General features: G+C 34.3%; 13 protein-coding genes. 5 read left to right on the top strand and 8 right to left on the bottom strand.

Annotated elements, in window-relative coordinates; genetic code table 11:
- From M0R38_10830 to M0R38_10815, 4 genes are all read left to right on the top strand, one after another.
- Window positions 1–272, top strand: a 272-nt coding sequence (locus tag M0R38_10830) for a DNA starvation/stationary phase protection protein (protein ID MCK9482239.1), incomplete at its 5' end; no start/stop codon positions are given.
- A gap of 268 nt (window positions 273–540) precedes the next feature.
- Window positions 541–738 (top strand): hypothetical protein, encoded by a 198-nt coding sequence (locus M0R38_10825; protein ID MCK9482238.1) that lies wholly within the window; start codon window positions 541–543, stop codon window positions 736–738.
- Between the two features lie 352 nt (window positions 739–1,090).
- Complete coding sequence (locus M0R38_10820; protein ID MCK9482237.1) at window positions 1,091–1,570, top strand: hypothetical protein; 480 nt, start codon at window positions 1,091–1,093, stop codon at window positions 1,568–1,570.
- Window positions 1,571–1,773: 203 nt separating this feature from the next.
- A complete protein-coding gene (locus tag M0R38_10815) occupies window positions 1,774–2,868 on the top strand; it encodes a sugar kinase (GenBank protein MCK9482236.1) in 1,095 nt (364 codons plus the stop codon).
- Between the two features lie 52 nt (window positions 2,869–2,920).
- Here the strand turns inward: M0R38_10815 and M0R38_10810 are convergent, their stop codons facing one another.
- The 7 genes from M0R38_10810 to M0R38_10780 form a co-directional block, all read right to left on the bottom strand.
- Window positions 2,921–3,877: a C-terminal binding protein gene (locus M0R38_10810; protein MCK9482235.1), complete on the bottom strand. Its 957-nt coding sequence runs from the start codon at window positions 3,875–3,877 to the stop codon at window positions 2,921–2,923.
- 45 nt (window positions 3,878–3,922) lie between these two features.
- Window positions 3,923–4,903 (bottom strand): ABC transporter permease, encoded by a 981-nt coding sequence (locus M0R38_10805; GenBank protein MCK9482234.1) that lies wholly within the window; start codon window positions 4,901–4,903, stop codon window positions 3,923–3,925.
- A gap of 39 nt (window positions 4,904–4,942) precedes the next feature.
- The gene (locus tag M0R38_10800) at window positions 4,943–6,067 is read right to left on the bottom strand and encodes a substrate-binding domain-containing protein (GenBank protein MCK9482233.1); all 1,125 of its coding nucleotides are present in this window, start codon (window positions 6,065–6,067) and stop codon (window positions 4,943–4,945) included.
- A gap of 40 nt (window positions 6,068–6,107) precedes the next feature.
- Window positions 6,108–7,079 (bottom strand): ABC transporter permease, encoded by a 972-nt coding sequence (locus tag M0R38_10795; GenBank protein ID MCK9482232.1) that lies wholly within the window; start codon window positions 7,077–7,079, stop codon window positions 6,108–6,110.
- Between the two features lie 2 nt (window positions 7,080–7,081).
- Entirely contained in the window at window positions 7,082–8,584 is a 1,503-nt protein-coding gene (locus M0R38_10790; GenBank protein ID MCK9482231.1) for a sugar ABC transporter ATP-binding protein, read from the bottom strand.
- Between the two features lie 23 nt (window positions 8,585–8,607).
- On the bottom strand, window positions 8,608–9,417 hold the full coding sequence (locus tag M0R38_10785; GenBank protein ID MCK9482230.1) for an SDR family oxidoreductase: 810 nt from the start codon (window positions 9,415–9,417) through the stop codon (window positions 8,608–8,610).
- Window positions 9,418–9,520: 103 nt separating this feature from the next.
- Window positions 9,521–10,795, bottom strand: coding sequence for a hypothetical protein (locus M0R38_10780; protein MCK9482229.1), 1,275 nt, complete (start codon window positions 10,793–10,795; stop codon window positions 9,521–9,523).
- A gap of 350 nt (window positions 10,796–11,145) precedes the next feature.
- Between M0R38_10780 and M0R38_10775 the strand changes: the two genes are divergently transcribed.
- Complete coding sequence (locus M0R38_10775; GenBank protein MCK9482228.1) at window positions 11,146–11,373, top strand: hypothetical protein; 228 nt, start codon at window positions 11,146–11,148, stop codon at window positions 11,371–11,373.
- A 70-nt stretch (window positions 11,374–11,443) separates the two neighbouring features.
- Here M0R38_10775 and M0R38_10770 read toward each other — a convergent pair whose 3' ends face one another.
- The gene (locus M0R38_10770; protein MCK9482227.1) at window positions 11,444–12,520 is read right to left on the bottom strand and encodes an RtcB family protein; all 1,077 of its coding nucleotides are present in this window, start codon (window positions 12,518–12,520) and stop codon (window positions 11,444–11,446) included.

Raw genomic sequence — 12,520 nt, 5'->3', positions numbered from 1 at the left:
CAGAGACATTAAAGATGAAGAAGGTTATGCCTTTATCAACCTTAAAAGCTTATTTAGAGAATGCTACTCTTAAAGAGGTTGAGCCCAAAGATTTCTCAACTAAAGAGTCTTTAACAATCGTTAAAGCTGACTTAGAGTTAATGAGAGATTTAGCAACTGACATTAGAAACAGTGCCGATGAAGCTGGCGATTTTGAAGTAACAGCTATGTTTGAAGACTATGTTGCTTTCTACAGCAAAAACATCTGGTTTATTGATGCAATGCTTGGCTAAATGAGCTTTGTTTACTAGTAAAAGGGTACCTTCGGGTACCCTTTTTTTGTGTTCAAATAGTTGTCTTTTTACAGTTCCTTATTATATTTGTTACAAGATTTCAATTGTTATAACAATTAGCTACTTTTTAATTGTTGTAATAGAGGGGGCAAATATGAAAAAGGAGAGAATTAGATATGTTCCAATAGTTTTAATAGTAATAATTGTTACAGTTGCTATAATCAGTTGTGAAGACCCTATAGCTAAACTAAGCAATGAGTAAAGTGCAATGCTAGGAGGTTTGGTACTTTCTCACATAGAGGACATTCTAGAAAAACAAAACATTGATCTAATTAATTTTGATAAGCCTCAATCATTTACAAAACTCGATATGGCTGAAGTAGATGATACTTTAAATCATGGGAAAGTAGTTTTGGTAAGCGGCAATATCTCCAAAAATCAAAATACTTGGAAACTAATTGCATGATTCAAGCTCAAAGGACTTGATGAAGAGGGATTTCCTGATGGCTTTGTAAACATGGAAATAAGAATTACACAACAAGAAGATGACGATATTATTGTCCTAATAGTTAATGGAAAGAACATCAATTTGGATGAACCAGATTAATTCTCAATTCTTCTTTTAAGTCATTTTTGCAAGGGGGCATACCAACAAATTACCTTCAAAAAGTGCCCCCATTTTCCTATCTCTATACAATATAAAAAAGTATTTTAAAAAAATACTTGCCTTTTAAAATATCCTTATTATATTTGTTATAACATTATTTGTTATAACATTTATTAGGTAACTTATAGTTACCCAGAAAAGGAGAGGATGTATGAGAAACAAAGGAAAGATAATTGCGATTCTGTTGATATCTATTATGGTTACAGTAATGATTATTAGTTGTGAAGATCCAATGGCAAAATATTCAAATGATGATTTAGTAATAATTGTTGAAATAGGCATGGAGCTGTCGTACGGTGCTTTCTCATTAAAACATGAATTAGTGGAAGAAGAGTTTCCTAACCCTGGTACCTATCAGCTAGAAGAACTTGATATTTCTGAAATTGCTAATGATGGCGATGACGATGATGATGATTGGGTAGAGATTCCTGAAGGCCAATTGATTTTACTTGAAGGGGAAATGATATTTACTGAAAATACTGGGACAATAAGTGCAAAAATCAAAATCAACAATTTTAAAGATGCCCCAAGTGGCACTTTTAATGTCATTATTGATTTCTTATATAATGAATCTGGCACTACTTATACAAAGATGACAGTTAATGGAAGAAATGTTAATTTCAATAATTAAAAAATAAATTACATTCTGTTATTACCCCCAGCTATTTTCAGCTGGGGGTTTGTTGTCTAACACAAATTTATAATCAAAATATATTTATTATCTACCTCTTTATTGTGAATTTAAGGTATAATATAATCAATAATAATTGTTTACACAGTTGTAAAATAAAGAATTTAAAATCTAACTATTTTTTTTAATGAGAGGTAATTTAAATGGGTAAAATTGTAACCTTTGGTGAAGTCATGGGCCGTGTTGAGGCAGAAAACTTTTTTAAATTTAGACAAATTCTACCAGGACAAGTCAGAATTACTTTTTCAGGTGCAGAAGCTAATGTTGCTGTCTCTCTAGCATGTATGAAAAAGAAAACTCAATTTGTGACAGCTTTACCTTCAAATGCGATAGGAGAAGCTTGCTTGGGCTTTTTAAGAGGGATGGATGTTGGTGTTGAACATATACAACTATCTAATAAAGGTAGATTAGGTCTCTACTTTTTAGAAACAGGGGCAAATCAAAGACCAAGTAGTGTAGTTTATGATCGCGAAGGTTCTTCAGTTAGCCTAGTAGAAGCTAATTCATATAATTGGGATGAAATCTTTTCTGGCGCCAGGTGGTTCCATCTTAGTGGAATTACTCCAGCAATTTCAAAAACAGCTGCTGATGCTGCACTAATGAGTGTAAAGAAGGCTAAAGAACATAATGTTACTGTCTCTTACGATCTTAACTACAGAAACAAATTATGGTTATGGGACTCAAACTATACACAAAAAGATTTAGCCCAAAAAGTATCAAGAGAAATTTTAAAATATGTTGATATTCTTTATGGTAATGAAGAAGATGCCTCAGATGTTTTAGGCATACACCCTCCAAATGTTGATGTTCACTCTGGATCATTAGATGTTAATGCTTACGAGTACGTTGGAAAAGAAATTTATAGGCAGTTTCCTAATTTGGAGTATGTAGCTTTCACTTTAAGAGAGAGCATATCTGCCAGTCACAATAATTGGGGCTCACTGTTATACGATCCAAAAACTAATAAGACATACCTTTCACCTGTTGTTGATGAATCTTTCGCCCCTTATGAAATAAAAAATATAGTAGATAGAGTTGGTGGTGGTGATTCTTTTGGTGCAGGTTTAATATATGCTTTTACTGATGAAGAACTTTCACAGTCCCTTCAATCAGTACTTGATTATGCAACTGCAGCATCTTGCTTATGCCACTCTATACAAGGAGATATAAACTTCTCTTCTAAAGAAGATGTGTTGAGATTAATGAGAGGAAATGCTTCTGGTAGAGTAATTAGATAAGATTATTACCCTCCCCCTTCCTGTTAAACTTTAAATAGGTAGGTGGGAGTTTTTAAAATAGACTAAACTTAGGTTTTTCACCTTTCACTACTTGTACAACTTGTTCAGCTATTGAAGTTCTTAACTCAATTATTGAGGTTTCCGAGTAAAATGCAATATGAGGTGTTATGTAAAGGTTATCTAGCTTTTTTATTTTATCAAAGCTTAAGGGGGGTTCTACGTCAAGGACATCCAAACCAGCACCTCTAATTATATTGTTTTCTAAAGCCAAAAATAAGGCTTCATTATCAACAACTCCACCTCTCGAAGTATTTATCAAAAATGCTGTAGGTTTCATCATCTCAATTAGATTCTTGCTAATCATGTTCTTCGTTTCTTGAGTAAGTGCACTATGAATTGAAATAATATCAGAGTTTTTCATTACCTCTTCTAAGGTGTGACTTTTCACATTTAGCTGTTTAAAAACTTCTCTATTTAAGAATGGGTCGTAAGCAACAAACTTAATAAAGCCAATTCCATTCAATTTTCTTGCTAAAGCTTGTGCTGTTTTTCCAAACCCAACAAAGCCAATAACAGTATCTTTAGTTGCTTTTATTGGGGTAAGCTTTGTAAAGTCCCAAATACCAGAACGGACTTGAGTTGTCCCTAATCCAATTTGTCGATGCAAGCTCATAATAAAAGCTAAGGCGTGATCTGAAACTTCATCAATACAATACTCTGGATTATTAACAACTTTGATATTCATAGACCTAGCTGCATCAACATCAATGTTATCAACCCCAATTCCGTATCTACCCACAACTTTGCACTTTGGTAATTTTTCCAAAATAGCTTGAGTAATATTTGCATATTGGACAATTAAACCATCTGCATCTTTTGCAAACTCTACTATTTCATCTTCGTCTCTTAGTTGAGAAGAAATAAGAGTTCCACCTTGCTGTTCAATTATTATTTTTTCAATTTTATTATCTGGGTAATCATAATCTAATTGGGCAATTATAAAACTCATTTCAATTACACTCCTATTTGTTTGTCAAAAATAGTCAAAATATCTCTATTCAATCTTCTTCAAATTATAAAGTGCAACAATAGCTATTATCAATGCCCCTTCAATAATCATTCTTCCTGCTTCTGGAACGTTCATCATGACAAGTACGGTAAATAAGAATCTAACAATTAAGACTCCAGCAATTACCCCTATTATTGAACCTTTTCCAGAGAAAAATTCAATTCCTCCCATAACCACAGCAGCTATTGATCCCATGGTATATATATCTGTGAATCTTAGAGTTGGGGTTCCCATGTAACCAAGAAGCAATAATCCTGCAAGTGCAGCTAAACTATCACAAATAATATATGCAGAAATTAGTACTGTATTACTTGAAATACCAGACATCCAAGTAGCTTTATAATTGTTTCCAACTGCATATATGTAGCGCCCATAAGAGCTTTTATTCAATACAATTAAAAAGATAACAATTAATGCTAACCAAATAAAGCTAGTTAGTGGAATTGTGTTAAATACAAAGGTTTTACCAATATATTGTAGATTTTTTGGTGCAGGGGAAGCCATTAATGCTCCCCCAAAAATATACACAAAGCCATAAATAATTGAGGAGGTGCCTAAAGTCATTATGATTGGTGATATTTTTAGTTTCGCTACACCAAATCCATTAATAAAACCAATAAGAGCACCAATTCCTATGCAAAGGATAGAAATTGGAATCAAGCGTTCTGGTTGAGATCTCATAAAATTTCCACCATAAATCATTGTAAAAAACATTATATTACCAACAGAAATATCCATCCCACCAGCTAACATTAAAATCCCTTGTCCCAGTGCGACAATACCTAATAACGAAGATTCTCGAAGCACACTTCTTATACTACCTTTACTAACTGAGGCAGGTACAATTATTCCAAAAAGTATTACAATTATAACTAGAGCTAAATAGACAAACATTGTACGCTCTATTTTTATTCTTTTTTTAATTTCATTTAAGTGTAGTCCTAGTTTATCTTCTAACTTTCCCATTTTATTACCTGCCTCAATATTAAATCTTCATTATGTAGACTATTTGTACCACATCTCTAAAAACCTATGTGGAACTGATGTAGCAACCCAAACGTTGTCGGGTAAATCGTATACTACATAGTTACCAACTGTTTCGTCAGTTACAATTGGTGGTGGATACAATAAAGTTTTAACAACAGACTGTCCCATTAAGACATTAACCATAGTATCCAATCCATCAGTTGCTAACCATGAGGGATAAGTTGGTGAAATACTAGAGAATCCACGATTTTGATTTTCAACCCAATATTTGTAGAAACCGTTATAATCTTCACCTGTAATTGGGATAAGATTAAGTCCCATCTCATCGACAACTTCAGCAGCTGCTAAAGACATTTGTCCTCCACAAGACCATATTCCGTCCACATTTGGATTAGCTGTTAATAAACTTTCAGCAATTCTTCTTCCTTCATCATAAGCCCACAATCCAGCACCTTCACCAACTACTTTAATATTTGGATAGCTGTCAAATATTACTTTAGCTCCTCTGTCCCATCTGCCTACATCAGCAGCTTCACCAGGGACTCCTCTTATTGCTAAGATGTCCCCTTTTGGTTCGCCATACTTTTCAATAAGTTTGTCAACTAACCACTCTGCTCCTGCTCTTCCAAAAGCTTGGGCATCAGTTGCTCGGTAAGCTGTATATTTACTACCATCATATTCACCTAACACTATAATTACTGGTATTCCTTGGTCATAAAGCTTGTCAATAACAGGAACAATTGCTGATGGGCTTGTTGGAGATACAATTAAACCATCAATTCCTTTTGCCATAAGGTCTTCAATATCAGAAATCTGTTTAGAAACATCAAATTGTGCTTCAGTGACATAAAGCTCATCAATGATATTTCCATATTTCTCTTTAGCAACCCATTTGAAAGCATTAATACTTTCAATGTCAAATGAAATTCCCCCTCCATGGAAAGAGTACCCAATTTTGTAGCTGGGTTCTTTCTTGTACTGACCCATGTCAGTATACTCTAACTCTGCACCCAGTCTGGCTGATTCAACAGCTGTAGAGGTAGGCTCTTTAGCACTCTCTTTTGCTGAGCAAGAAATTAGTCCGATTGAAAGTATTAGTAATAAAACTAATAAACCCATTTTTACCAGAGTAATTTTTTTCATTGCAATTCTCCTTAAATTTTTCGACTTTCTTTAGTCGTCTCTAAATAATTAGTCGTTTGAGTTTTTTAGTATCTTTTAAACTCACCTCATAACTAGAGATAGCTACAACAATTAGCAAAATAATTCCTCTAGATACTTGTTGCCAGTAAATATTAAAGTTTAAAAGATTAAATATATTTCCTAAAAGGATTACCAATATTACACCTAATATTGTTCCTCTCATTTTACCTTTTCCTCCTGTTAAAGCAGTCCCTCCCAAAACTGCAGCGGTTATCGATTCCATTTGGAAAGGTTTTCCAACAGTTGGATCTCCACACCCAATTCGAGCAGACATGTACAACCCACCAATGGCTGCAAACAGTCCACTGAGCATGTAAGCAATTATAATTATTCGATCTACGTTTAATCCCGCTAATCGTGCTGCTTCGCTATTTCCACCTACAGCATACAAGTGCCTTCCATAGAGGGTTTTCCTAAGTAGAAAAATTCCAAGTATAGCAATAATTAAAAAGAGAATTATTGGCACAACTGGTATGACACCAACTTTTAAAAGGATAAACTCAGAGTAGTAAAGTGGAATTATACCTCCAGGGTATGGGCGAATATAAAGGGCAATACCATTTATAATAGCGGTGGTACCTAAAGTAACCAAAAAAGGATTAATTTTTAGCTTTGTGACAGCTAAACCGTTTCCTAACCCCAAAACTATTGCAAATCCACAACTTGCTAATATTCCCAACCCTACGCTATGTTGCATAGTCACCGAGGCAATTGCTGTAGAAACCGATAGCAAGGCTCCAACAGACAAATCGATGCTTCCAGTTAACAAAACAAGCATTTGCCCAATAGCTAAAGCTAGAAGAGGGACACCCCTTAAAATTAAGTTTGATAAGTTTTGTGGTTTTAAGAAACTAGGAATCCTTGATAAAAGAAACATTGATACTAGAGCCACAACTGTTATAGCAATTACCTTCTTATTTAAGATCTCTTTTTTGTCAATTTTTTTAATCATTCTCAATTCATCCCCACAGCAGCTTTTAAAATATTTTCTTCTGTTATCTCGCCCTTTTCTAGTTCTTTAACAACTTCACCTTTGCGCATTACTAATATCCGATCACATAAACCCAACAGTTCTAACATGTCGGAAGAGACCAATATTATTCCTTTATCTTGGGTTTCTGTTAGCTTTCTTACTAATTGATAAATTTCAGCTTTAGCCCCAACATCAACTCCTTGTGTAGGTTCAATTAGCAATATTATTTTTGGATTATTGTTTAACCATTTACTGATGACAACTTTTTGTTGGTTTCCACCACTAAGGAACCTAACTGATTTAGAGTCAGCAGATGTTTTAATTGTGTACTCTTTAATATTATTTTTAACTATTTTTTGTTCTAATGATGAGATTACAAACCCATATTTTTGAAGCTTTTTCAGAATAGGTAAAGTTAAGTTGTGATGCACACTTAAATCGGGCCACAATCCCTCTTCAACCCTTTTATCTGTCAACAAAGCAAATTGTTTTCTTTTTGCATCTTTAGGATTATTAATCTTAACCTCTTTTTGGTTAATTTTAATTATTCCAGAATCTTTTCTATGAACTCCAAAAATAGTTTTTAATAAGACATTTTGACCATTACCTTCTAGTCCTGCGACTCCCAATATTTCCCCACTAAATAGTTTCAAATTAACGTTTACTAAAGCTTTTCCTAAATTTAGGCTGGTAACAGACAAAAGCTCAGGACCAATATTGAATTTGTCATCTTTTGGGGGAAATAAATCTCCTAACTCCCTACCAATCATGTCACGGATAATATCATCCATGGTTGTATCAGTAGTATTGCGCACCCTTATTAACTTCCCATCTTTTAAAATTGTCATTCTGTCTGCTATTTCAAAAACCTCTTCTAAAAGGTGAGAAATGTAAATTACAGTAGTCCCCCTCTCTTTCAACTCTTTTAAAATTTCGAAGAAGCTTTCAATTTCTTCAGTCCCTAAAAACGCTGTTGGTTCATCTACAACCAAAATCTTTGGATTAAAAACTATCGATTTTGCAATTTGAACCATTTTTTGATTTGTAGAGTCTAAAGCTGCAATTATAGTTTGAGGGTTCAGCCTACAATTAAGACGTTTTAAAATCTTAGAGGCTTCTTTATTCATTTGTTTTGCATCAATACACTTTATTTTATTACAACTCTCTTGCCCTAAAAATATATTTTCAGCAACACTCATGTATGGGATTAGATTTAAATCTTGGTGGACAATACTTATTCCAAGCTTTTGAGCAAGAATGGGTGATTTAATTGTTATTGACTCCTCAGACCCATCAAGATAAATGTCCCCACTATCAACTGGATATACACCACCTAATATTTTTATTAGAGTCGATTTTCCTGCCCCATTTTCTCCTAAAAGAGCGTGTATTTCCCCTCTAGTACAAGAAAAGTCTACCCTATCTAAAGCTTTTACCCCAGGAAAAGTTTTAGTTATTTTTTCCATCCTCAAAATAGTATCCATACTTTGGTTGCTCCATCACATAATTACATTCTATCGATGCGTCCACCATCAATGTTGATAGTTTCCCCTGTAATAAAAGAGGCTTTATCAGATGCCAAAAATAAGACTAAATTAGCAACATCTTCTGGTTGCCCTATTCGACCCATTATTGCCATAGCCTCAGACCGTTTTAATTTAATTTCAACTTCTTCAATGGTTTGATCTTGATAAGTGAGCTCAGTCATAATTTCACCAGGAGAAACTCCATTTACATTTATTTTATAACGCCCTAATTCACGGGCAGAGGTCTTTGTAAAATCTACTACTGCTGCTTTTGCTGCTGAATATGATGCAAAACCACTCATATATACTCCAAAAGCACTCATAGAGGAGACATTGACAATTTTCCCATAGTTTTGCTCAATCATATAAGGAGCTACTGCTAAAGTTGTTCCCACTAAGCCCCGTAAATCGACGTTTTGCAAAAAGTCCCAATCTTCTTCACTCATATTAAGAAATTCAGCAGGTCGAATTGTTCCAGCATTATTAATTAGAATATCAATTCTTTTAAATTCTTTTATGCCTTTATCTACTACAGCTTTTATTTGTTCCCAGTTGGTTACATCGCAAATATATCCAACACAGCGTACACCTAAAGCTCTTATTTTTTCACAACTCTCTTCCATTTGTTTTGTAGCAATATCACAAATGATGATATCAGAACCTTGTGATGCCAAATCTTTAGCAATTTGATATCCAATTCCTCTAGCTCCACCGGTAATTAATGAGACTTTATTATCAAACATTCCCTTATTAAAAGAATTTTTTTCTTTTAATCCGTTATTATTGGTCATATTATCCCTTGTGCTCAAAATTTAACCTCATTTTACAGAATTTTTTTTTATTATTAGTAGGCTACCACAACTCTACTCAAAGTCAAGAACTTTCAACACTTACTTAACGCCTATAGAAAACTCTATCGTAAACAGAACAACCAGTTGCCCTGCCACTCTCTAATAATTCAATACAACCATCACAGCAAGTGCAATATTCTTTGAAACTACTGAACTCTCCATTTGAAATTACACTTGGTAAATTAGGATTAGCAAATGATTGCCTCCCATAACCAATAAATGAAACATCACCATCCTTTATTAACCGAGCAGCAACACCTAGGCCCACTTTACGTAAAGATGAAAACCCGGAAACAACTACCCCAACTTCACAAACTTCTTTTTGGATAGCTTTTGAAATCTGTATCATCCTGTTAAGGCTAACCAATGGGTGTTCAGGAGGCTCCCCCTTGCTGTTGTAGGGGCGACTCAAATAAGCCATAGTATGTGGACTTCCATTAGTCACATTAACGATATCAACCCCTCTTAAAGCGAGATCTTTGGCAAATCTAATCTGCTCATCGCACGTAAGACTCCCTCTATCATCCATCCCCCATCCATAAGGAGATGCAACTCCTGTATAGCCATCCATCCTAACAACACATTTGATGCCAACTTGGGTAATAAGCTCTTCAATGATTTCAAAAATTATTCGTGTTCTATTTTCGTAACTGCCACCATACTTACCTTTACGAGTTCTGCCTTGCAACAACTCATACAACAAGTAACCATGGCAACATTTAACATCAACAGCATCTACTCCAACCTCTTCTGCTAACCTTCCAGCACTTATAAAATCCCTTTTTATTTTTTCCAAATCTTTATCAGTTAACAGCATCGCATCTTTAATATTTTTGACACTTCTATTTAATTGCTCTTCATTAAAAACCAAAGCAGGAAAATCACCATATCTACCGCTATGATGAAGCTGCAAAACCACAAAAGGTCTTGTCCCATTACCTTCCTCATGGATAGTATCAATTAAAGTTGCAAACTCTTCTTGATTTTGGCTTGTCAAATAAAGCATACCTTTGTGCCCTCTTCCTTTAGCACTAATGGCAACTGCCTCTAGCCAAATAACTGAAGAACCCCCTTGGGCAAACCTTTTATAACGCCTAAATGTCAATCTACTTGGAGAGCCATTCTCTAAGGCATCAAAGCCCTCCATGGGCTGAACCAAAAAGCGATTACTAAGAACTGTCCCAGACTTTAGTTTATAACTACTTAAAAGTGGAGATAAATCGTCATTTAGAGAAAAATGCAAATCTAAACTTGAAGCAAAGTCCTGGAATTGCGGCTTTGTGAGATTAAGTCCAAGTATTTTGTAAGGAGCACCCATAACAAATCTCCATAAATCTGCTTTTTAAAAGTTTTTTCTTTTTTTCTACAGACCAAATTGACACTTTTAAGGATATCATGCCTATTTTGAATCGTCAATTAGAAATATTTTCTTTGTTACAAGGAAATATAGACTATTTAAATAGTTGAGATATATCCTTCTCAAAGACCCCCAACAAGCCTCTCTGCTTATTAATATTCTTTTATTCACATTATTTAGTGATATATCCTTATAATATGGTTATATATAAGTGTTTAAGCACTTTTATAGCCATTTTTATGAACTATTGGTCATTTTTATGCTGATATTTTCTCATATATGTGCTATTATAGTCGTAGAGGAGATATAAAATGAAACCAATGATTTACATCGATGAAGAGAAGATCCCTAAGAGAGAGGGGCGGTGTGTTGTACCTAATGAATTTGAAAAAATGCTTCAAAAAAGGTTTGACACTGAAATTGCAAGTGGATCTCGGTTAATGGAGTACGAGGCAACTCTTTATATCGAGTGGCTCCAATGTTTTATCTACCGCCTATACATGTACGTAAGTGCATTAGAAGCAGATAATAAGAAGTAGTTGTTAATCTTTTTATCCTCTGTAGTAGGTCTAACCGATTTAGGTAATAAATCGGTTAGATAGATTTGTGTTAATTGGCTGCTTTAAAGTTATAAATTGGTTTAATCTGCTCAATTATATCGACAGATGGTTTTATATCTTCAATAATCTGATTTGAAGGTTTGTAAACTTCAGGGGACTCATCCAGAGTTCCTTTTCCTACACTTGTAGTATAAACACCCTCCATCATAGTTCTAAATGTTTTTAGATTTAAAGTCTTTTTAGCCTCGTTACGACTCATTACCCTACCCGCCCCATGACAAGTTGAATAATTCCACTCTTTGATCCCTTTTCCAATACAAATTAGAGAACCCTCTCTCATATTCAAAGGAATAATTAGCTTCTCCCCTTTTTTAGCTGAGACTGCCCCTTTACGTAAAATCATACTATCGGTGTCGATATAGTTGTGGATCGTAGTAAACTGTTCAACAATATTTAAATTAAAAGCTTTGACAATTTCATGAATCATCGATTTTCTATTTAGCTGGGCATACTTTTGGATAATTTTCATATCGTGAATATAATCGTTAAACCCTTTCCCCTCTAAATAGGCTAAAGGCCCTTTACCTGCAAGCTTTTGGTAATGATTGGCAACTTCGAGTCCAATATGTCTACTACCTGAGTGAATTACTAAATAAAGGTTATCCTCTGAATCTTTATTTACCTCTATAAAATGATTGCCTCCCCCTAAAGTGCCTAAAGATTTTTCTGCTCGATTAATTTTAAGGTGTTTTTTAGATCTAAGTTTGTTTAAATTTATTTGCTCTATAAATGGGTGTACGCTATCTCTAATTTTAAAGCCTGAAGGAATTGCTCTGTAGATAAAAGCATCCAACTCTCTTAAATCTAGATTTTTCTCTTTTAGTTTTACAACTTCTAAGCCACAGCCAATATCAACCCCTACTAGGTTAGGAACTACTTTATCTTCAATTGTCATAGTAGTTCCAATAGTTGAACCTTTACCTAGATGCACATCGGGCATTACTCTAATTTTCGAACCTTTAGTGAACTCCTGATCACACAAGGTTCTAATTTGATCAATAGCCTTTTGTTCCACTTTCTTGGTGAATACTACTGCCGAGTTAAAATGTCCTTTAATTGTAATCAA

The organism is Bacteroidia bacterium, from assembly GCA_023228875.1.
Lineage (GTDB): Bacteria > Bacteroidota > Bacteroidia > NS11-12g > UBA955 > JALOAG01.
Note: the sequence above shows the minus strand (reverse complement) of the source record. Positions and strands in the feature narration are given on the sequence as shown.

Bases quoted from the DNA above. Each gene is read 5' to 3' on its own strand.
- M0R38_10825 (MCK9482238.1), top strand. From the start codon at position 541: ATGCTAGGAGGTTTGGTACTTTCTCACATAGAGGACATTCTAGAAAAA.
- M0R38_10820 (MCK9482237.1), top strand. From the start codon at position 1,091: ATGAGAAACAAAGGAAAGATAATTGCGATTCTGTTGATATCTATTATG.
- M0R38_10815 (MCK9482236.1), top strand. From the start codon at position 1,774: ATGGGTAAAATTGTAACCTTTGGTGAAGTCATGGGCCGTGTTGAGGCA.
- M0R38_10810 (MCK9482235.1), bottom strand. From the start codon at position 3,877: ATGAGTTTTATAATTGCCCAATTAGATTATGATTACCCAGATAATAAA.
- M0R38_10805 (MCK9482234.1), bottom strand. From the start codon at position 4,903: ATGGGAAAGTTAGAAGATAAACTAGGACTACACTTAAATGAAATTAAA.
- M0R38_10800 (MCK9482233.1), bottom strand. From the start codon at position 6,067: ATGAAAAAAATTACTCTGGTAAAAATGGGTTTATTAGTTTTATTACTA.
- M0R38_10795 (MCK9482232.1), bottom strand. From the start codon at position 7,079: ATGATTAAAAAAATTGACAAAAAAGAGATCTTAAATAAGAAGGTAATT.
- M0R38_10790 (MCK9482231.1), bottom strand. From the start codon at position 8,584: ATGGATACTATTTTGAGGATGGAAAAAATAACTAAAACTTTTCCTGGG.
- M0R38_10785 (MCK9482230.1), bottom strand. From the start codon at position 9,417: ATGACCAATAATAACGGATTAAAAGAAAAAAATTCTTTTAATAAGGGA.
- M0R38_10780 (MCK9482229.1), bottom strand. From the start codon at position 10,795: ATGGGTGCTCCTTACAAAATACTTGGACTTAATCTCACAAAGCCGCAA.
- M0R38_10775 (MCK9482228.1), top strand. From the start codon at position 11,146: ATGAAACCAATGATTTACATCGATGAAGAGAAGATCCCTAAGAGAGAG.